At 49.2% G+C, this 21,121-nt stretch carries 22 protein-coding genes and 3 pseudogenes; all 25 read left to right on the plus strand.

Going from position 1 to position 21,121, the window contains the following annotated elements:
* Window positions 1-16 precede the first annotated feature (16 nt).
* Window positions 17-493, plus strand: a complete 477-nt coding sequence (locus ACI6NM_RS15555; protein WP_002569165.1) for a PcfB family protein — start codon at window positions 17-19, stop codon at window positions 491-493.
* On the plus strand, window positions 490-3,432 hold the full coding sequence (locus ACI6NM_RS15560) for a DUF4368 domain-containing protein (RefSeq protein ID WP_256286975.1): 2,943 nt from the start codon (window positions 490-492) through the stop codon (window positions 3,430-3,432). The genes ACI6NM_RS15555 and ACI6NM_RS15560 overlap by 4 nt, the downstream gene beginning before the upstream one ends.
* The gene (locus ACI6NM_RS15565; RefSeq protein ID WP_118285557.1) at window positions 3,429-3,773 is read left to right on the plus strand and encodes a TnpV protein; all 345 of its coding nucleotides are present in this window, start codon (window positions 3,429-3,431) and stop codon (window positions 3,771-3,773) included. The genes ACI6NM_RS15560 and ACI6NM_RS15565 overlap by 4 nt, the downstream gene beginning before the upstream one ends.
* 138 nt (window positions 3,774-3,911) lie before the next feature.
* Window positions 3,912-4,055: a hypothetical protein gene (locus ACI6NM_RS15570; RefSeq protein ID WP_173827554.1), complete on the plus strand. Its 144-nt coding sequence runs from the start codon at window positions 3,912-3,914 to the stop codon at window positions 4,053-4,055.
* Window positions 4,056-4,348: 293 nt separating this feature from the next.
* Window positions 4,349-4,873 (plus strand): hypothetical protein, encoded by a 525-nt coding sequence (locus ACI6NM_RS15575; RefSeq protein WP_015516227.1) that lies wholly within the window; start codon window positions 4,349-4,351, stop codon window positions 4,871-4,873.
* 127 nt (window positions 4,874-5,000) lie between these two features.
* On the plus strand, window positions 5,001-5,360 hold the full coding sequence (locus tag ACI6NM_RS15580) for a DUF3847 domain-containing protein (RefSeq protein ID WP_097773907.1): 360 nt from the start codon (window positions 5,001-5,003) through the stop codon (window positions 5,358-5,360).
* The gene (gene mobQ / locus ACI6NM_RS15585) at window positions 5,326-6,822 is read left to right on the plus strand and encodes a MobQ family relaxase (protein WP_262427181.1); all 1,497 of its coding nucleotides are present in this window, start codon (window positions 5,326-5,328) and stop codon (window positions 6,820-6,822) included. The genes ACI6NM_RS15580 and mobQ overlap by 35 nt, the downstream gene beginning before the upstream one ends.
* The gene (locus ACI6NM_RS15590; protein WP_118106550.1) at window positions 6,819-8,690 is read left to right on the plus strand and encodes an AAA family ATPase; all 1,872 of its coding nucleotides are present in this window, start codon (window positions 6,819-6,821) and stop codon (window positions 8,688-8,690) included. The genes mobQ and ACI6NM_RS15590 overlap by 4 nt, the downstream gene beginning before the upstream one ends.
* A 142-nt stretch (window positions 8,691-8,832) precedes the next feature.
* Window positions 8,833-8,991: a transposon-encoded TnpW family protein gene (locus tag ACI6NM_RS15595; protein ID WP_006428300.1), complete on the plus strand. Its 159-nt coding sequence runs from the start codon at window positions 8,833-8,835 to the stop codon at window positions 8,989-8,991.
* 32 nt (window positions 8,992-9,023) lie between these two features.
* A pseudogene (locus tag ACI6NM_RS15600) lies at window positions 9,024-9,878 on the plus strand (VirD4-like conjugal transfer protein, CD1115 family); the annotation flags it as partial.
* Entirely contained in the window at window positions 9,865-10,035 is a 171-nt protein-coding gene (locus ACI6NM_RS15605; RefSeq protein WP_002569167.1) for a hypothetical protein, read from the plus strand. The pseudogene ACI6NM_RS15600 and the gene ACI6NM_RS15605, both read left to right, overlap by 14 nt.
* A 417-nt stretch (window positions 10,036-10,452) precedes the next feature.
* On the plus strand, window positions 10,453-10,593 hold the full coding sequence (locus ACI6NM_RS15610; RefSeq protein WP_002586628.1) for a Maff2 family mobile element protein: 141 nt from the start codon (window positions 10,453-10,455) through the stop codon (window positions 10,591-10,593).
* A gap of 835 nt (window positions 10,594-11,428) precedes the next feature.
* Complete coding sequence (tet(32), locus tag ACI6NM_RS15615) at window positions 11,429-13,348, plus strand: tetracycline resistance ribosomal protection protein Tet(32) (RefSeq protein ID WP_002602099.1); 1,920 nt, start codon at window positions 11,429-11,431, stop codon at window positions 13,346-13,348.
* Window positions 13,349-13,429: 81 nt separating this feature from the next.
* Window positions 13,430-13,884 (plus strand): annotated as a pseudogene (locus ACI6NM_RS15620) (helix-turn-helix domain-containing protein).
* A 213-nt stretch (window positions 13,885-14,097) separates the two neighbouring features.
* Entirely contained in the window at window positions 14,098-14,865 is a 768-nt protein-coding gene (locus ACI6NM_RS15625) for a class I SAM-dependent methyltransferase (RefSeq protein ID WP_002602097.1), read from the plus strand.
* Between the two features lie 204 nt (window positions 14,866-15,069).
* Window positions 15,070-15,516 carry an RNA polymerase sigma factor gene (locus tag ACI6NM_RS15630; RefSeq protein WP_002602096.1) on the plus strand — a complete coding sequence of 149 codons (447 nt, stop codon included), beginning with the start codon at window positions 15,070-15,072 and terminating at the stop codon, window positions 15,514-15,516.
* On the plus strand, window positions 15,506-15,709 hold the full coding sequence (locus ACI6NM_RS15635; RefSeq protein ID WP_002602095.1) for a helix-turn-helix domain-containing protein: 204 nt from the start codon (window positions 15,506-15,508) through the stop codon (window positions 15,707-15,709). Before ACI6NM_RS15630 ends, ACI6NM_RS15635 begins: the two co-directional genes overlap by 11 nt.
* A gap of 533 nt (window positions 15,710-16,242) precedes the next feature.
* Window positions 16,243-16,641 carry a plasmid mobilization protein gene (locus ACI6NM_RS15640; RefSeq protein ID WP_002602094.1) on the plus strand — a complete coding sequence of 133 codons (399 nt, stop codon included), beginning with the start codon at window positions 16,243-16,245 and terminating at the stop codon, window positions 16,639-16,641.
* Window positions 16,613-18,235, plus strand: coding sequence for a relaxase/mobilization nuclease domain-containing protein (locus ACI6NM_RS15645; RefSeq protein ID WP_002602093.1), 1,623 nt, complete (start codon window positions 16,613-16,615; stop codon window positions 18,233-18,235). Before ACI6NM_RS15640 ends, ACI6NM_RS15645 begins: the two co-directional genes overlap by 29 nt.
* Window positions 18,236-18,421: 186 nt before the next feature.
* Entirely contained in the window at window positions 18,422-18,613 is a 192-nt protein-coding gene (locus tag ACI6NM_RS15650) for a hypothetical protein (protein ID WP_438500998.1), read from the plus strand.
* A complete protein-coding gene (locus tag ACI6NM_RS15655; RefSeq protein ID WP_002605636.1) occupies window positions 18,603-19,361 on the plus strand; it encodes a phage replisome organizer N-terminal domain-containing protein in 759 nt (252 codons plus the stop codon). Before ACI6NM_RS15650 ends, ACI6NM_RS15655 begins: the two co-directional genes overlap by 11 nt.
* Window positions 19,358-20,215, plus strand: a complete 858-nt coding sequence (locus ACI6NM_RS15660) for an ATP-binding protein (protein WP_002605635.1) — start codon at window positions 19,358-19,360, stop codon at window positions 20,213-20,215. Before ACI6NM_RS15655 ends, ACI6NM_RS15660 begins: the two co-directional genes overlap by 4 nt.
* The gene (locus ACI6NM_RS15665) at window positions 20,212-20,394 is read left to right on the plus strand and encodes a transposon-encoded TnpW family protein (protein WP_002605634.1); all 183 of its coding nucleotides are present in this window, start codon (window positions 20,212-20,214) and stop codon (window positions 20,392-20,394) included. The genes ACI6NM_RS15660 and ACI6NM_RS15665 overlap by 4 nt, the downstream gene beginning before the upstream one ends.
* Window positions 20,395-20,494: 100 nt before the next feature.
* A pseudogene (locus tag ACI6NM_RS15670) lies at window positions 20,495-20,602 on the plus strand (recombinase family protein); the annotation flags it as partial.
* A gap of 131 nt (window positions 20,603-20,733) precedes the next feature.
* Window positions 20,734-21,105, plus strand: a complete 372-nt coding sequence (locus ACI6NM_RS15675; protein WP_249294868.1) for a TnpV protein — start codon at window positions 20,734-20,736, stop codon at window positions 21,103-21,105.
* The last annotated feature ends 16 nt before the right edge of the window (window positions 21,106-21,121 follow it).

Genomic DNA, 21,121 nt, shown 5'->3' on the forward strand with positions numbered 1-21,121 from the left:
AGGAGGACGCGAGGAATTGCAGGACGAAGTAAACGAAAAGACCATAGCCCTTTACATCAAGACCGGGAAGCTGACCGCCCAGACGCTCCAAAAGGCAATGAAAGCCATACTGTCAAAGGGCAAAAAGCAGCTTGCAAAACCGCCACAGGGAAAGCAGAGCTTAAAGCAGCTTATGAAGCAGAACGCGGGCGTTTCCAACATTGAGATTACCGAGGGCAATATCAAAGCCTTTGAGAGTACGGCGAAAAAGTACGGTATCGACTTTGCGCTGAAAAAGGACGCAACGGAAAGCCCGCCCCGCTATCTGGTTTTTTTCAAGGGGCGGGACGCGGACGTGCTGACCGCAGCCTTTAAGGAGTTTTCCGCAAAGAAGCTGACACAGGAGAAAAAGCCCTCTATCCGAAAGCTGCTCTCTACGCTCAAAGAAGCCGCACAGGGCAAGAACGCGGAACGGGCAAAGGTCAAGAACAAGGACAGGGAGGTATCGCTATGAAGCCGGAAATCAAGAAGCTGCTTATCCTAAATCTCCCGTATCTGCTCTTTGTCTGGCTCTTTGATAAAGTGGGCGCGGCTGTCCGTCTATCCCCCGGCGCGGACGCAAGCGCAAAGCTGCTACATCTTGGGGACGGTTTTACCACCGCCTTTTCCAGTATCGCGCCGAGCTTCCACCCGGCAGACTTACTTATCGGCATTGCGGGGGCGGTCATTGTCCGGCTGATTATCTACACCAAAGGCAAGAACGCGAAGAAATACCGCCGCGGGACAGAATACGGTTCGGCGCGTTGGGGCGGGGCTGACGACATAAAGCCGTACACAGACCCGGTATTTGAGAACAATATCCCCTTAACGCAGACGGAACGGCTCACCATGAACAGCCGCCCGAAGCAGCCGAAATACGCAAGAAACAAAAATATTCTTGTAATCGGCGGTTCCGGCAGCGGCAAGACCCGGTTCTTTGTGAAACCGTCGCTCATGCAATGTACGTCAAAGGATTTTCCAACGTCGTATATCGTCACTGACCCGAAAGGAACACTGATTTTGGAAACCGGGAAAATGTTGCAGCGGTACAAATACCGTATCAAAGTGCTAAATACGATTAACTTCAAAAAATCCATGAAATACAATCCCTTTGCCTATCTGCGGAGCGAAAAGGACATTTTGAAATTAGTCAATACCATTATCGCCAACACCAAAGGCGACGGGGAAAAATCCGGCGAGGATTTCTGGGTGAAAGCGGAAAAGCTCTACTACACCGCACTAATCGGCTATATCTGGTATGAAGCCCCAGAGGACGAGAAGAACTTCACGACGCTGCTTGAAATGATAAATGCGTCGGAAGCCCGCGAGGACGACGAGGATTTCCAGAACCCGGTTGACCTCATGTTTGAACGTCTGGAAGAAAAAGACCCGGAACATTTTGCAGTCAAGCAGTACAAAAAATACAAACTGGCGGCGGGTGTTGTATGCTCTAAAAGACTTCTTAATCAAGCGGTTGGGAAGTCTCTTAGAACACACAACCTAAAACCGAAGAAAGGAGCGCAAGTTATGAGAAAAAACGAGAAAATCACTGCTCTGTATGAACGATTGAGCCGTGATGACTTTGGCAAAGATGATGACCAGCAGCGTGAGAGCAATTCCATTTCCAATCAAAAGGCTATGTTGGAGGAGTTCGCCGCACGGCAGGGGTTTACGAACATTGTCCATTTCACGGACGATGGCATTAGTGGTACTTGCTTTGACCGTCCCGGATTTTTGGCAATGATGAAAGAAGTGGAAGCCGGGAATGTGGAGTACCTGTGTATCAAGGACATGAGCCGCATGGGTCGTGACTATCTGAAAGTCGGTCAGATTATGGAAATCCTGCGTCAGCGTGGCGTGCGCCTTATCGCCATCAATGACGGCGTGGACAGCGCCAGAGGGGACGATGATTTTACCCCTTTCCGCAACATTATGAACGAATACTACGCCAGAGACACCAGCCGTAAAATCCGTTCCACTTTTCAATCCAAAGGCAAGTCCGGCAAGCACCTCACAGGCACGGTTATTTACGGCTATCTCTGGAACGAAGCCAGAGACCAATGGTTGGTTGACCCCGAAGCCGCTGATGTGGTCAAGCGCATCTTTGCCATGACGATTGACGGCTACGGTCCGTATCAGATCGCCAGTAAACTGAAATCGGAAAAGGTGCTTATTCCGTCTGCTTACCTTGCCCAACACGGCGAGGGCGTGAACAAAAACAAGACTTTCAAAGATATGTACGGCTGGGGTTCTTCCACCATCTGCAACATTCTTGAAAAGCGTGAATATCTGGGACACACCATCAATTTCAAGACCCGAAAGCACTTCAAGGACAAGAAAAGCCATTATGTCCCGGAGGACGAATGGACAATTTTCGAGAATACCCATGAGCCTATCATTGACCAGCAGACCTTTGACCTTGTGCAGAAAATCCGTGGGAATGTCAGACGCTACCCGGACGGCTGGGGCGAAGCAGCTCCCCTCACAGGCTTGCTTTATTGTGCCGATTGCGGCGGCAAGATGTATGTCCACCGTACCAACAACGGCAAGCGTATTTCTCAATATACCTGTTCCCAATACAGCAAAGTCCCAGTTGGAAAGCTCTGCAAGACCCAGCACCGTATCAATGAAGATGTGGTACTGTCCCTTGTTTCCGAAATGCTCAAAGCCATTGCCGAGTATGCGAAGCATGACCGAGCCGAGTTTGTCCGAGTGGTACAGGAAGCGCAGTCCAGCCAGCAGACAGCAGAGGTTAAGAAACAGCGGATACGCCTTGCCACCGCAAAGCAGAGAGTGTCCGAACTGGAAGTCCTGCTCTGTAAAATCTATGAGGACAACATTTTAGGAAAGCTGTCCGACAGCAGATACGCCACTCTGGACGCTCAATACGAAAAGGAGCAGACCGAGCTTACCGCTGAAATCTCTGCTCTGGAAAAGGCAGTCAAGAGCTATGAGAAGCACGAAAAGGACGCTGACCGTTTTATCGCTCTGATTGACAAGTATGAGAACTTCGACAAGCTGACCATTGCTATGCTCAACGAGTTTATCGAGAAAATCCTTGTGCATGAGCGTGACCGTAAAGGCAGTATACAGACCACACAGGAGGTCGAGATTTACTTCAATTTTGTTGGGCGATTCGTTCCCCCGGCGTTTGGAGAAGCGGAGCTTACCCCGGAGGAATTAGAGGAAATCCGCAAGCGTGAGGAACGCAAGGACAGGCTTCATCAGAACTACTTGAAGCGGAAAGCCAGCGGAGCGCAGAAGCGATACGAGGACAAAATCAAGGAGAGGAAAAAGGCGGAAATCGAAGCCAAGAAAGCCGCCATTCGTGCAGAGGACATTGCAAAGGGCGTGTTCGTCCCGGTCAGCAGTTTACCACAGAGAGAGCCGATGAAAGGAGTACAAACAGCATGAATATCACTTACACACGGAACGGCGATTATCTTATCCCGAACATCGTTATCCGCAAGACCAAGCCCATCGGTCACTATGGCAGACTTCGCAAGGCGTATCTGGAAATGCACCGCCCGATACTGTTCAATGAGCTGGTGCTATCCGACAAGCTCTTTGAGCATTGCGCCGAGATTGACGAAGCGGCACGAAACCGCATGGAGCTGATCGTGCGGTCACTGGCAGAGCAAAACGGCGTGACCGAGCAACTAAAAGCCAAAAACCAAATGGAATGGGTGCGGCAGATGAACGCTTGCAAGGCACAGGCAGAGGAGATTGTGAAAGCGGAATTGATTTATGATTGAGCGAGAAAGTCCGGGCAGAAAACTGTTCGGGCTTTTCTCATATATTCCAAAGTTGCGGTAGAATTGTTCACAAGTTTTATGGTATAATTTGAATATAAAATTGAGCAATAAATCGGAATTTGTAAAGGAGGATTTACAATGAAGAAAATTGGATTAGGTATTGCAATACTACTCTTTGCCATTATAATTTCTCTTTGTTCATCAGGAATGGGGCTGCTCGTTATCGGAATTGGGATTGTAGGATTGATTTTTTCAATCGTAGGATTTATGGAACGCAAGTAAAACAACTTCTTGTTTGGCGAACTGATAAAATCCCTTTAGGAACTAAAGGGCGCACTTCTATACTCTCTGTCGAGAGTAGTGCGTCCTGCGGAGCTTCATTCTCCGTCAGCAGAAGAAAACTGCATGACCGAGAATGTTGCGTCACTTCGTTCCGTCAAGGTGGCTACACCCCCTTGCGCCGCTAAAGCGGCTATCCCCTGTGGACTTGCCGTCCGCAAACGGTTTTGACAAACCGTTCGCCGCCAGCAAGTTTGAAAATCAAGAATCTTAATTTGATAAAGGAGTGTGATTCTATGAAAAAGAAATTACCCATAATCCTCTTGGGTGTTATTTTGGCTTGTGTGTTGGTTTTCGGTTTCCTTTATGCAAACAATGACATTGGTAAAACCGCAAACAGTTTAGAAGCAGACATTCGCCAATCTCAAAAAATTTTGGATGATTGGATTGTTGATGGAAGCATTTCCGACACAATGGCTGCATTTATTTCTTACCCACAGGACAAGACAGACCACACTTTTTCTGTCTATGTAAATCGCCCTGGCTTGTCTTTTGGATATTTCTTCCGTGGTGGTGGAGATATAGTTGAGGTTGATGATTACATTGCAGAGTTTGTTGTTGAGGGAAATAACGAAAGGGCATTTATCTCAATGAATACCCAAAATATTGTTCGACTTGAAGTAGATGATGGCAACGGCATTCAGGTGATTGATATTGATAGTGGCAAGCCTTTCGCCATTGTCCTGCCCCTCAATGTAGGAAACATCTGTTTCTATGATACGAATGGAAATGTTGTGGAATATCTTCGCCAACAACTTTGACCAACTTCAATTTACCGAACTGAACACAACAACTGAATACCGAAAAACTGACCGTTGACTGGTCGCAATCTGCGAAAAGTTGACGGTCTTTTTTTATCCCTAAAATCAAAAAAGGAGGTCAATTACAATGACAAAACCAAAAACCCTTGAACAGCTCCGAGCCGAAAAGGAACGAGCCGAGACGCAGCTTGCACAGGAACAGCACAAGCTGGAGCGTCTGGAGAACAGAAAGAAATATCTGGAGAAAGGCGAACGCACCAAGCGCACCCACCGCCTTTGCAATCTGGGCGGCACGATTGAGAGCCTTGCCCCGGAGGTCAAAGATCTCACACGCACCGAAATGACAGAGCTGATGGAACACATCTTTTCCCTGTCCGAAGTCCAGCGAGCCGTCCGTCACATGGCGATTACCCACATCAGCCAAGCAAACAGAGAAAAGGAGCTGAAAGCCGATGGCACTATTTCATCTGAGCGTCACGCAGACTAAGCGAAGCGCAGGACAGTCCGCTATTGCTTCTGCCGCCTACCGTGCCGGGGAGCGATTGTATAGCGAGTATTACGGCGAATACAGCGACTACACCCGCAAGGGCGGCGTGATCTGCTCTGACATTCTCTTGCCGTCCCATGCACCGCCAGAATACGCAGACCGCCAGACCCTATGGAACGCCGTGGAAAAAGCCGAGCGTGGAAAGAACGCCCAGCTTGCATACAGCTTTGACATTGCCTTGCAGAATGAATTTTCCCTTGAGGAAAACATCGCTCTTGCAAGGCAATTTTTATTGGAGAACTTTGTGAGCCGTGGCATGGTGGTTGACTTCGCCGTACACCAGCCAGACCGGGAGGACGGCGGCATACCAAACCCGCATTTTCATGTGCTTTGCCCCATCCGCCCCATTGAGCAAAACGGCAAATGGGGACTAAAGCAACGCCGGGTGTATGAGCTGGACGAGGACGGCAACCGTATCCGAGACGCAGACGGAAAGTTTGTGTTCAACGCCGTTCCCACTACCGACTGGGGCAGTCCCGAAACGCTGGAACATTGGCGTGAAGCATGGGCGGAGCTATGCAATGCCAAGTTTGCGGAAAAAGGTATTGATGTTCGTATCGACCACCGGAGCTATGAGCGTCAGGGTGTGGAGCTTCTTCCCACCGTCCATGAGGGCGCAACCGTCCGGGCAATGGAGAAGAAAGGCATACGCACCGAGAAAGGCGAGTTCAACCGCTGGATCAGAGCGACCAATGCCGTTATCCGGGACATCAAGAAGAAAATCGCTCTCCTGTTTGATTGGATTGCCGAAGCAAAAGCGGAGCTTGCCAAGCCGCAGGCACCCGACCTTGTTTCTCTGCTGAACGCCTATTACACCAGCCGCAGAGCCGGGGCATATTCGCAGAAAGGCAAGGTCAGCAACCTAAAGGAGATGAACGAGACTTTCAATTATCTCCGGGCAAACGGCATTTACACTCTTGAAGATTTGGAAAGCCGTGTCAATGAACACAGCTCCACCACAGAGAGCTTGAAGAAAACGCTGGACGGGCAGACCGCACGAATGAAAGAAATCAAGCAGCTCTATGACAGCTCCGCTGCTTTCCAGAACTTGAAGCCTGTCTATGACGGCTTGCAGAAAATCAAGTTTGAGAAGCCCAGAGCCAAGTACAAGGCAGAGCATGAAGCGGAACTGATACAGTTCTACGCCGCCAGACGAAAGCTGACCGGGGAGTTCCCGGACGGCAAGGTGGATATGAAAAAGCTGTCCGACGAGTATGACGAGCTGGAACAGGCGCACGAAACCACCTATGGCGAGTTTAAGGCTGTCAGAGACGATTTACACCGCCTTTGGAAGGTCAAGTCATGCGTAGATACTGCCGCCCGATTTAACGAGCGTACAGAGGAACAAAAGCTCCAAAATCGACCCCAAACACGACAGAAAAAGGAGGAACTATCCCGATGAATTACACCCAAGCACAGATTGACCGGGCAAACGCCGTCAGTCTGGAAGATTTTCTCCGCACACAGGGAGAGACACTTATCAAAAGCGGACGGGAATACCGTTGGAAAGAACATGACAGCCTGACCGTCCGGGGAAACAAGTGGTTTCGCCACAGCCAGAGCAAGGGCGGCTATCCCATTGATTTCGTCATGGAGTTTTACGGCAAGTCCTTTCCCGAAGCTGTTCAGATGTTGACAGGCGAAAACGGCGAGGGACAGACCGAAGCCACCACAGCACCGCCCACAGCGTTCCACTTGCCCTTGCACAACCGAACAGCCGACAGAGCAATTCAATATCTTTGCGAAAGCCGAGGTCTCAACAAAACGCTTGTTGAGACTTTTCTTCTTTCCGGGGATATTTACGAGGACGCAAAGCGGCACAATGTTGTGTTTGTCGGCAGAGACCGAAGCGGTACGCCGAGATACGCCCATGTGCGAGGAACGGCAGACCCATTCAGACAGGACATTGCCGGGTCTGACAAGTCCTATCCGTTCCGCTATGAGGGAAACGGCAATCAGCTCTTTGTCTTTGAAGCACCGATAGACCTTTTGTCCTTTATCTGCCTTTACCCGCAGGACTGGAAAAATCGAAGCTATCTTGCCCTGGGCGGCGTTTCGGGCAAAGCCCTTGACCGTTTCCTTTCTGAACGCAAGGACACCCGAAAAGTGTTCCTCTGCCTTGACAGCGACACCGCAGGAAGCGATGCCTGTACCCGACTGGCACAGTCCATTCCCGGCGAGATCGCCGTCATTCGCCTTGTCCCGGCAAGGAAAGACTGGAACGTTGTTCTCCGTCAGCAAGGGGACATTCCCAGCCGCAAATTCATAGCCGAGACAATCACGCTGCGAGAGCTGCCCACCGCCCAGCCTGTCCCCATGCTCCGCATGGCAGATGTGGAGCTTACGAGCGTGGATTGGTTATGGTTTCCGTATATTCCCTTTGGAAAGCTGACCATCATACAGGGCAACCCCGGCGAGGGCAAGACCTACTTTGCCATGCGTCTTGCGGCGGCTTGCACCAACCGAAAGCCTTTGCCCGGTATGGAGACAATTGAGCCTTTCAATATCATCTACCAGACCGCAGAGGACGGTCTGGGCGATACCGTCAAGCCCCGGCTGATGGAAGCGGAAGCAGACCTTGAAAGAGTGCTTGTCATTGACGATAGGGACACACCGCTGACCCTTGCCGATGAGCGCATAGCAAGGGCAATCCGTGAGAACAACGCAAGGCTTGTTATCATTGACCCGGTACAGGCGTTTCTGGGCGCAGATGTGGACATGAACAGAGCAAACGAGGTGCGCCCGATATTCCGCAGTTTGGGAGACATTGCACAGGCTACCGGGTGCGCTATCGTGCTGATCGGACACCTGAACAAAGCCGCAGGAACGCAAAGCACCTATCGGGGATTAGGGTCTATCGACATCACGGCGGCAGTCCGCAGTCTGCTCTTTATTGGCAAGCTGAAGGACAGTCCGACAACGAGGGTGCTTATCCATGAGAAAAGCTCCCTTGCGCCGCCCGGACAGTCCCTTGCCTTTTCTCTGGGAGATGAGAAAGGTTTTGAGTGGATAGGGGCTTATGACATTACCGCTGACGAGCTTCTTGCCGGGACAGACACCGCCAAGACCGAGAGCAAGACCGCACAGGCGCAAATGCTCATTCTGGAACTGCTTGCGGACGGAAAGCGTATGCCGAGCGCAGAGTTGGAAAAGGCAGTCAATGAGCATGGGATTTCTTCACGCACCATGAGAACGGCAAAGAGCCGTATCGGGGACAGACTTGTGACCGAGAAAGACAGCACAGCATGGGTCTGCTATCTCCGAAACTGACAACAGGAACACGGCAAGCGTGGCAAAGACGGCAAGGTTTTTATAGATACCTTAATGTTGCCGCCTTGCCTTGTTCCATCATACCGACACCGCCCGATGATGAACAGTCACCGGGCATTTTTCATTTACAGGAGGATTTTGAATGAACAATACCGCAACTAACACCGCCACTTGCCCGACTGTCAGAAAGCAGATCGGCAAGACAACCTATATCGTCCGTGTCCATTTCAGCCAGACCGCAAAAGAGACGATGGAGGACAAAATCAAGCGTCTGCTCCGTGAGGAAGTCCGCAAAATGTGACTTCTTTGTGAATTTGATGAAAAAGTCCTTGACTTTTCGTCTCTGGCAAGACCGCAAAAAGCATACTTATCTCATGCGGCGCGAGGTTAGCCCCATTCGACATTAAGGAGCTGCGGGAGCTTATGGAAACCGACGAAATGGAGCTTGACACCATAGGTGACAGAAAGACCGCCCTTTTCGTGATTATCAGCGACACCGACGACACCTTTAACTTTGTCGTGAGTATTCTCTACACACAGCTATTCAACCTCTTGTGCGACAAAGCAGATGATGAATACGGCGGGCGGCTTCCCGTCCATGTACGGTGCTTACTTGATGAATTTGCGAATATCGGGCAAATCCCCAAATTTGAGAAACTAATCGCAACCATACGGAGCCGGGAAATCTCCGCGTCAATCATCTTGCAGAGCCAGTCACAGCTAAAGGCAATCTACAAGGACAACGCCGATACCATAGTCGGCAACTGCGACACCACGCTTTTCTTGGGCGGCAAGGAAAAAACCACGCTCAAAGAAATATCGGAGATTTTAGGCAAGGAAACGATAGACAGCTTCAACACTTCCGAAACAAGGGGGCGGGAGCTTTCGCATGGGCTGAACTATCAGAAATTGGGAAAGCAGCTTATGACGGAAGATGAAATCGCAGTCATGGACGGAGGGAAATGTATCTTGCAGCTACGCGGGGTGCGCCCGTTCTTTTCGGACAAATTCGACATAACGAAACACCCGAAATACAAGTACCTATCCGACGCAGACCCGAAGAACGCCTTTGACATGGAAAAGCACCTTAAACGCCGCCCCGCCATTGTCAAGCCCGACGAGGTTTTTGACTATTACGAGATTGACGCAGCAGACTTACAGGAGGACGCAGACCATGAGGAAACGTAGCGCAGAGGAAAAACAAAAGCAGCTTGAACGGTTTTTAATGAATGTTGCGGAAGCCGCCGACGCTGCATTATGGGAGTATTGGCGGGAAAAGGAAGCGGAACACCGCCGTTTTGCAACGGAGTATGTCACGCGCCGGGGGCTTATCCCTCAACAGTGACAGCATGGCAGACCGCCGGGGAGGGGGGGACAGGGGAAGCTACACTTCCCCTACGCTGCCTTGCGGCAGCTACCCCTTTGTGAACTTGCGGGAAGCGAACACCTTGCTATGCAAGCTATTCACTTCCCGCAAGTCTGAATAATACCCGTCCGGCAGCACAGCGGGACACCGAAAGGAGGAATCGAAGCAATCACATATATCAATATCGGCTACATGATACGCGCCCCTACTTTCCGGCGCAGCACACAGCGGCAGGAGCCGCACCCCCCTACAACTGAATACCGCCGCGCCGCAGAACTTACGCAGCGCGGGGACAGCCGCCTTTACCAGAGGGCGGTTTTTTTATGCGGCGGCATACGCTGACCGCCTTTTGTCCGCTTGCCGGACAGCCGCAGACGCGGCAGAAAGGATTTATTTATGGCATTTTTCAATAGCGCAGTAGACGTTTTGCAGACCCTTGTTGTAGCACTTGGAGCCGGGCTTGGTATCTGGGGCGTTATCAATCTCATGGAGGGCTACGGCAACGACAATCCGGGCGCGAATGCTCATGTACGGTAAGGAAGCAAGCAACCGAAAACAAGAGATAGACCGCCAGCACTACACTATTCCGAACCAAAGACCAAAAGATAAGCATTGTGGGAAAATCTAAACTTTTGGATTTTCCTACAATGCCGACTACGGCGGAATCCTTCCCACTCCTTATATCTTTATTTCCGTATACATTGAATTTGTATTTAGTAAATGCTATAATGTCCCTATTCAAATTATAAATGTGTTGAATTAGTTACATGTACATATTTTTTGTGCCGCATAAATACCCTGTTGAGGTTGTCGTTCTTTGTCCAGATGTGGAAACAATAAAAGGAAGGGAACGATACAGGGAGAAAACAGGCTATTCCGGCTTTACGGTTGAAACCTTATACGATACATTTATGCAGACAACACCACGGATCGGCTTTTGGCTGGACAATTCCAACCAAACACCACAGCAGACAGCAGAAACCATTCTGAACGCCAGAAAGTCGGTATGATTGTTACATATAAGGGGAAGAAAAATTTCTTTTAGGTACTTTCTTTCCTAAAACTAATGTGATATAATAGCATCATTCCAAAAAAGGAGTAAAAAATATGCGGCAAGGTATTCTTAAATAAAACTATAATCAAATAGTGGGAACAAAGGATTATGATAGTCCCTTTTGTGGGGGCTTGGTTTTTTGTACCCAATTTAAGAATACTTTTGCCTTATCAATTTTGACATATCCGAAAAACAGCAATCACAAACAGGTGTATGCTGTATATGTGTATGTCCGCAAATTATAATCCCCAGTGGTAAAAGTATTTTACTGCTGGGGATTTTTATGCCCTTTTGGGGCTGTAAAAGGAGGACAATCACATGAAAATAATCAATATTGGAATTCTCGCCCATGTAGACGCAGGAAAAACAACATTGACGGAAAGCCTGCTGTACACCAGTGGAGCGATTGCGGAACAAGGAAACGTGGATAAAGGAACTACAAGAACAGACACTATGATTTTGGAACGGCAGCGCGGAATTACCATTCAGACAGCGGTTACTTCTTTTTGCTGGAATGATTATAAAATCAATATCGTGGACACTCCCGGTCATATGGATTTTTTAACCGAAGCATACCGCTCTTTATCTGTCCTTGACGGAGCTGTTTTAGTCATTTCGGCAAAAGACGGCGTACAGGCACAAACCCGTATATTATTCCATGCGCTTCAGAAAATGGACATTCCGACAATTATCTTTATAAATAAGATAGACCAAAATGGGATCGACCTGCGGCGTGTTTACCAAAGCATTAAAGATAAACTTACCAGTGATATGATTGTCATGCAGGAGGTTTCCCTGTCGCCAAAGATAACCATGACCGATATTTCTGATTTGGACAAATGGGATATGATTATTTCCGGAAGCGATGAACTATTAGAACGATATGTTGCAGAGGATTCTTTGGATATACAGGAATTACAATATGAAAAGTGCAAAAGAACCAGATGCTGCTCTTTGTTTCCTGTTTATCATGGGAGTGCAAAAGACAATTTAGGAACAGAAAAACTGATTGAAGCGATTACAGAAACTTTCATTACAGAAACAGACGATATTCAGTCTGAATTATGTGGATATGTTTTTAAGGTTGAGTATACAGAGCGGAAAAAACGGCTTTCTTATTTACGCCTGTATCATGGGACGCTCCATTTACGGGATACCCTGCTGCTGTCAAAAAAGGAAAAAATAAAGATTACAGAAATGTGTATTCCGTCAAATGGTGAAATCGTCCCGGTTGACCATGCCTGTCCGGGAGAAATTGTTATTTTAGCTGATGATACTTTGAAACTGAACGACATTCTGGGAAATGAAAAACTCCTGCCTCACAAAACACGGATTGATAATCCCATGCCATTACTTCGGACAACGGTAGAGCCGCAAAAGCCGGAGCAAAGGGAAGCCCTGTTAAATGCCCTCACAGAGATTGCTGATACAGACCCTCTTTTGCATTTTGACATTGATACTGTTACACATGAGATTATATTATCTTTTTTGGGAAAAGTACAGTTAGAAGTTATTTGTTCGCTATTAGAAGAAAAATATCATGTGGGCGTGGCTATGAAAGAGCCTTCGGTTATTTATCTGGAAAGACCGCAAAAAAAAGCGAGCTACACGATTCATATTGAAGTGCCGCCGAATCCGTTTTGGGCATCTATTGGTTTGACTGTAACACCGCTTCCTGTTGGAAGCGGAACACAATATAAAAGCGAGGTATCTCTCGGCTATTTAAACCAAAGTTTTCAAAATGCCGTCATGGAGGGTGTGCGTTATGGAATGGAGCAGGGCTTATATGGCTGGGGAGTGACAGACTGCCAAATTTGTTTTGATTATGGAGTTTATTACAGCCCGGTCAGCACCCCCGCTGATTTTCGTTTTCTTGCGCCTGTCGTGTTGGAGCAGGCATTGAAAAAAGCAGGAACACAACTGTTGGAACCATACCTTTCCTTTACCCTTTTTGCACCGCAGGAATATCTTTCACGGGCTTATAATGACGCACCAAAGTATTGCGCAATCATTGAATCAACCAGACTTGAAAAAGATGAAGTTATTTTTAAGGGGGAAATCCCTGCCCGTTGTATTGGTGAATATAGAAATGATTTGAATTTTTATACAAATGGAAGAAGTGTCTGCATTACAGAATTAAAAGGGTATCAGGAAACTTCCGGCGAGCCTGTGTTTCAGCCACGCCGCCCGAACAGCCGTTTAGACAAGATCCGGCATATGTTTCAGAAGATAATGTAACATCTTGCGCAATGCAAACGTTCATTGCTGGCTATTGCGAAATATCATTGATAAAATCAGCATCAGAGAGGAGGAACCATTTTGAACCAGAAACAGACGGATATTACAACAGGAAAGCAAATACGTCATCTGCGAACACAATCGGGAATGACACAGGAAGAACTGGCTGGGAAATTGAATGTTACCCGGCAGGCGCTATCGAATTGGGAGAGAGATGTTAATGAACCCGATTTAAATACGTTGAAAAAAATTTGTTTTCTTTTTGGAGTCCACATGGACGATTTTGCGAAGGAGGTAATAACAAAAATGGAAACATGTGAAAAAAAGAGAAACGACAATTTAATAAGTATGATATGGCAATTGGACTTTTTTATGGTGTCGGGATATTTCTTGGCATTGGTATTTTCTTTGTTGGCGGTTTTATGACAATGTCGGGTGCAGGGTGGGGAGCATCACTATTTGGCGGTGGCTGTTTTTCTCTTGTATTTGGCTTGATATGCCATGCAGTTATTACATTGAGAAGAAATGACAAATGATGACATATCCTGCTTTCTAGTCTTTTCGGTCATATCGCGTAAAAAAGCCGCTGCTTTTGGCTTTCCAATAGCGGCGGCAAAGGGAAATATCCTTTGAATACCTTACAGAAGAAAAGTTTTGCAGCATTATAAAAATAAAAGCCTATACCATTTTGGAAAGAAAAGATACATAATAGTCAAGACGGCAACAATCAGAAGTTATGGAGGGTAACAATGGAATATAGTAAGGAAGATTTAATGGAAGCAAAAAGGCAAATTTTGGGAGTGGGAGAGAACATGGGAACAGAGGAAAGCAAAAAGATCTGGGAGAAAAACGCACAATTTTGGGATGATGCAATGGGTGACGAATCCAATGAATTTCACAGAGAGGTAGTACGTCCCAAAGTAACGGAACTTCTCTCTCCTGATCCTTCGGATTACATTTTGGATATTGCGTGCGGCAATGGAAATTATTCTTCGTATCTTGCACAGAGAGGCGCTTCGGTCGTCGCTTTTGATTACAGCAAAAAAATGATAGAATTGGCTAAAAGACGGCGATCACAATATGCAAAACAAATTGAGTTTTGCGTAGCGGATGCGACCAATAGAGAAAGCTTATTAGGATTAAAAAGAAATCGAGCCTTTACGAAAGCAGTTTCTAATATGGCAATTATGGATATTACGGATATTGAACCGCTTTTTATGGCTGTTTATGAACTATTGGAGGAAAACGGGATTTTTGTCTTTGCAACGCAGCACCCTTGTTTTATCACATTGACTGAAAAATATATGACACCGCACAGTTACTATGATATAGCGATCGAAGGGCAGCCGGAGGAGCAGATTTATTATCATCGTTCCATACAAGATATTTTTAACCTTTGTTTCAGAGCTGGATTTGTCATTGATGGATTTTATGAAGAATGTTTCAAAAACAATAAAGAAATTCCTATGGTAATGATAGTAAGGCTTAAAAAGGTAAAACGTGATAGCTTAAAATAAATTCAAGTTTGCCGGATAAATAGCAAACCCGGCCGAGCCAGTCAACGGTCAAGATGAACGGGCTTCGCCCGCCGTTGACAGCCCCGCCCGGTTTTGCAGTTAGGCAGTCAAGGAGCGACAGCCTAAAGTGCTGCCGCCCCTTACTATCATAAAAAGCAACTACTAACCAGCCACAGCCCTTTTGGGAGGAAAGGGGGATTTTCCATGACCTGTACAGAAGAATATCGGGAACATATCGAGTACACTTTCCATGCCTTTTGCAAAGTCGTTATCCGAAATGCAACGATCAACGCAGCGAGGACACGGAGCAGGAAGCACAAAAGAGAAATATCCCTTGAATACCTCACAGACGAAAAGCACTACCCTTTAGGCACGACAGATGAATATTTCCAAGCCCCGGAGCCGGACGAGGAATACATACTTACCCTTTGCGGCGATACGGTCATTTTCAGCAGCGGTTTACTTGCGGAAGCCCTGTCACGGCTGGACGAACGGGAGCGGGAAATGATTTACCTGTCCTTTTTCAAGCGTATTCCACAGCACGAAATTGGCAGACAGTACGGGCGCAGCCGCAGCACAGCGGGCTACCATATCCGAAAAGCCCTACGGCAGCTCCAAGCGGAAATGGAGGGAATGGCATATGAGAAATAATAGGCTTCTCCCCTATGAAACAATCGTCCAAGCCGCCAGCGGGGAGCCGGAAGCGGTGGGAACTGTATTGCAGTATTACCGCCGCCGCATACAATGTGCCGCCCGTGTGAATGGACGGGTAGACCAAGATACAGAGGACTACATCACCCAGACGCTTCTCACAGCTATTTTCAAGTTCCGCTTTGGGAGATAGCCCTACCGCCTACAACTGAATAACCGCCGCTTCGCCGGCAACCAGAAAGCAGTAAATCTATTCAACAGATTTGCTGCTTTTTTTCGTTCCTGTTTGGCATTTTTGAAAATCCCCAGTATGAAAAAACAAAAGGGAAAATAGCCGCCGCAGTTGGCAAAATCCCTTACTTATCCGTAGAGGGTATCAAAGAAAAAAATACTGCCATTGTCCGCCTATTCCGGCTTGCGTGGTGTTGTAGGGAATAGAGGGGAAATTCTAAAAATCTCCGTCCATTTTGCTTTGCGTGGTGTTGTAGGTAGTGAAAGGAAAATTTTCAAGATAAGCCGGAATAGCGGGTAGCAAAGCCCTTTTGAAACGTTTTGTTAGCGGAAAGGACGGGAGCCGGGGAACGCCGGAGTTTTTCAGAGCAAGATTCTACCGAGGTGCCAAAATTCGCTCTCCGCTTATTTTTGCCCCTGCGGGAATCTTGTTGGGGAGTGCCTTCCCCAAACCCTGCTATGCGCCCTGTCGGGCGAGAAAGGAGGTCACAGACCATGCGAAAGAAATACAATACGCCCCACCGCCGTCATGTGGTAAAGACCCGCATGACCGATGAAGAATACGCCGACTTCACCGGGCGGCTGGCGGCTTATGAAATCAGCCAGTCCGAGTTTATCCGGCAAGCCATACGGAAAGCGACCATACGCCCCATTGTCACCGTTTCCCCGGTCAATGACGGGCTGCTTGCCGCCCTCTCCAAGCTCACGGCAGAGTACGGGAAAATCGGCGGCAACTTAAACCAGATTGCCCGGAGCCTGAACGAATACGGAAGCCCCTACCGGGGGCTGGAAAAGGAAGTGCGGGGAGCCGCCGCCGACCTTGCCGCCTTGAAGTTTGAAGTCTTGCAGAAAGTAGGTGAAGCCGTTGGCGATACTCAAACATATCAGCTCTAAAAATGCCAACTACGGGGACGCTGAAAAATACCTCACATTCGAGCATGACGAGTTTACCATGAAGCCCACCCTTGACGCAGACGGGCGGCTCATACCGAGGGTAGACTACCGCATATCCTCTCTGAATTGTGGCGGGGAGGATTTTGCCGTTGCCTGTATGCGCTCCAATCTCCGCTACGGCAAGAACCAGAAACGGGAGGACGTAAAGAGCCACCACTACATCATCAGCTTTGACCCACGGGACGGCCCGGACAACGGCTTGACCGTTGATCGGGCGCAGGAGCTGGGCGAGAAGTTCTGCGCCGAGCATTTCCCCGGACACCAGGCCCTTGTCTGCACCCACCCGGACGGACACAGCCACACCGAAAATATCCATGTGCATATCGTCATTAACAGTCTGCGGATTGCGGAGGTTCCCATGCTGCCCCACATGGACAGGCCAGCGGACAGGAAAGCAGGCTGCAAGCACCGCTGTACGGACGCAGCTATGAACTATCTGAAAGCCGAAGTCATGGAGATGTGCCACAGCGAGGGGCTTTACCAGATAGACCTTTTGAACGGCAGCAAAGAACGCATTACCGAGCGTGAGTATTGGGCGCAGAAGAAAGGACAGGCTGCCCTTGACAGAGCCAACGCCCCTATTGCTGCGGACGGTATCGCGCCCCGGCAGACCAAGTTTGAAACGGATAAGGCGAAGCTGCGCCGGACTATCCGGGAAGCCCTTGCCGCTGCTTCCGGCTTTGATGAGTTTGCCGCCCTGCTTCTCCGGCATGGTGTGACCGTCAAGGAGAGCCGGGGGCGGCTAAGTTACCTCACGCCGGACAGGACGAAGCCAATTACCGCCCGGAAGCTGGGGGACGATTTTGACCGGGCTGCTGTCCTCTCCGTTTTGGAGCAGAACGCCGCCAGAGCCGCCGAAAAACCCGCAGCCATAGCGGAATACCCCGGCAGTATCAAAGACCGCTTACGGACGAAAAAAGAAGCGAAAAACGCCCCGAACAATGACGCTGTACAGCGCATGGTAGACATAGCCGCCAAGCGAGCCGAGGGGAAAGGACGGGGCTATGAGAAGTGGGCGACCATGCACAACCTCAAACAGATGTCGGCTACCCTCATGCTCTACCAGCAGTATGGCTTTTCTTCCCCGGACGAGCTGGACGCTGCCATTTCCGCAGCCAACACCGCCACGCAGGAGAGCCTTGCCGGACTGAAAGGGCTGGAAGCCGCTATCCGGGAGAAAAAGGAATTGCAGCGCAACCTTTTGGGCTATATCGGCACGAAGCCCGCCCGTGACGGTCTGAAAGCGCAGAAATCGGAGAAAGCCCGGAGAGCCTACCGGGAACAGCACGAAAGCGATTTTATCATAGCGGACACAGCCGCCCGTTATTTCCGGGAGCATGGAATAACCAAGCTGCCAGCCAGCAAAGCCCTGCAAAGGGAGATTGAGCAGCTTACCGTCCAGAAGAACGCCGGATATAACGACTACCGGGAGAAACGCCAGCGGGCGCAGGAGCTTCAGACAGTCAGACGCAATATCGACCAGATTTTAAGGGGCGCACCGAGCCAGCAGAAAAAGCGTGAACAGGAGCGTTAAAGACCGCCCCGAAATGATACCGAAACCCTACAAAAATACAGGTATGATATGAACCCTTACCGCAATACTCCCCGACTTCCAAACGGGGCTTACAGGGCAGAAAAAGCCCGAAAATGATACCGAGAACATACAGAAAATGCCCCCTATCCCGCTACACCGATAGGAACGGCAGAAAGGAGCTTACCATTGCCGAGAATGAGCAAGAAGCGGCGGCTGGAATGGTCTTTCTTCCTCAACCACCGCAACCGTATCACTTACAACGGCCTATGCCGGGGCTGCACCCGTGACTGCAAACAGAGCTTCCGGGCGGTTATCATACTATGCCCTCGCTATTATTCCAAACGCTGGAAAAAGGAGGACGCAGCCTATGGCAGATAACCGCAAATATTACTACCTCAAGCTGAAAGAGAGCTATTTTGACGATGATGCAATCGTTCTGCTGGAAAGTATGCAGGACGGCGTTATCTATTCCAACATTCTCTTGAAGCTGTACTTGAAATCGCTGAAAAACGGCGGGAAATTGCAGCTTGACGAGAATATCCCCTACACCGCCCAGATGATTGCGACCATTACCCGCCAGCAGGTAGGTACCGTAGAGAGAGCTTTGAAAATCTTTATGAAGCTGGGGCTTGTGGAGCCTTTGCCAAGCGGCGCACTCTACATGAGCAACATTGAGCTTTTAATCGGCCAGTCCTCTACCGAGGGGGAGCGCAAGCGCAGGGCGCGGCTGGCTTTGCAGGAACAAAAAGCCCTGCCGCAGACAGGGGCGGACAAATGTCCACCATATCGAGCGGACATTTGTCCACCAGAGATAGAGATAGAGAAAGAGATAGATATAGAAATAGAAAAAGAGAGAGAGTTAGAAACGGGACACCCCGCCCCCGCCGCCTATGGCAGATACCACAATGTCATTCTTTCCGATACGGAGCTTGACGGGCTGAAAACAGAGCTTCCCGGCAAGTGGGAGTATTACATTGACCGCCTATCCTGCCATATCGCTTCCAGCGGGAGGAAATACAAGAGCCATGCAGCCACGATTTTCAAGTGGGCGCAGGAGGACGCAGCCAAGAAAGCCCCGAAAAAGGGCATACCCGATTATACCTGTAAGGAGGGCGAGAGCTTATGACGAATGGATTTGATGAAATGATTTTGAATATGACCGACACCACGCCGGAGCCGGAGGACTACACCGGCGAGGACGGGCTTTTATACTGCGGGAAGTGCCACAAGCCCAAAGAGGGCTATTTCCCCAAAGAAACCGCCGCATGGCTGGGGCGTGACCGCCACCCGGCAGAATGTGACTGCCAGCGGGCAGAGCGTGAGGAACGGGAAGCCGCAGAGAAACAGCGCAGTCACCTTGAAACTGTCGAGCGGTTGAAGCGGCGGGGCTTTACAGACCCGGCTATGCAGGGCTGGACGTTTGAGAACGACAACGGCAAGTGCCCGCAAATGGAACACGCCCATTTCTATGTGGAGAACTGGGAAACCATGAAAGAGCGCAACATTGGCTATCTGCTATGGGGCGGCGTTGGCACAGGCAAGAGCTATTTTGCGGGCTGTATCGCAAATGCCCTTATGGAGCGTGAAATCCCCGTGTGCATGACAAACTTTGCATTGATATTGGGTGACCTTGCCGCCAGCTTTGAGGGCAGGAATGAATATATCTCCCGACTTTGCAGCTTCCCGCTGCTTATCCTTGACGATTTTGGAATGGAACGGGGAACGGAATACGGCTTAGAGCAGGTCTACAACGTGATTGACAGCCGTTACCGCAGCGGCAGGCCGCTGATCGTCACGACTAATCTCACGCTGGAGGACTTGCAGCACCCGGAGGACACCGCCCACGCCCGCATTTATGACCGTCTGATTGAAATGTGTTCTCCTGTCCGCTTTACCGGGAGCAACTTCCGAAAAGCCACGGCGCAGGAGAAAATGGGACAACTGAAAAAGCTGATGAACAGAAAGGAGAGCCGCCTATGACCAACACCCCAAAGAATGACCGCAGCACCCGCCGCCCGGATTGCGTGACGGAAATCCGCATAGGTAATTCTGTCCTTGTCGTTTCCGGCTATTTCAAGCAGGACACCACCGCCACCGCCGCCGATAAAATGCTGAAAGTGCTGGAAGCGGAAGCTGCTACACAAAAATCGGCAATTTGACGGGACGTAAAGAAGCAGAAAGGACTGTACAGCCAGCCCCGGCGTGTGGTATGATAGTCATACGGAATAGTGGGGCTGGCTGTCGGAAATGGAGGACACTATGTTAAGACAGACCACCCGAAACCTTATTACCGCCCTTTATCCGAGATTATCCCACGAGGACGAGCTGCAAGGTGAGAGCAATTCTATTTCAAACCAAGAGTTAATATGTAAAGGGTGGTTTCTGCCATCTAATACATATGACTGCGGCTCATTTGTGGTAAATTGAAAAGCAGTTGTAAGAAAGGAGTCAAAAAGACTTATAACCGCTGGAAATCAACACAAAAGGAGCTGAATTTTATGAAAACTATCTTTGAAGAAATGGGCGGTACATACCGTCAAGTGGGCGATTATTTCATTCCCAACATTACTTTACCGGATGACGGCGAATATCAGATAGGCAAATACGGGCGTATGCGCCGCAGCTATCTGAAAGAGCATCGCCCTGTCCTCTATGCAAATTTTCTTACAAGTGGAACGCTGCACCGGCACCTTGCCGAGATCGACCAAACCTGCAATGAGCGAATGGAAATCATCGTTTCTGCTATGGCGAAGCAAGAGGGTGCAACCGAAGCCCTGAAAGCTGCTGACCAGATGGAATGGGTGCGCCGGATGAACAGCATCCGCAGCCGTGCAGAGGAAATTGTTTTAACCGAGCTTGTATATGAATGACAAATGCCCGTTATTG

It is taken from the genome of Pilosibacter sp. YYHA0881 (genome assembly GCF_051602715.1).
Taxonomy (GTDB): domain Bacteria; phylum Bacillota; class Clostridia; order Lachnospirales; family Lachnospiraceae; genus Alitiscatomonas; species Alitiscatomonas aceti.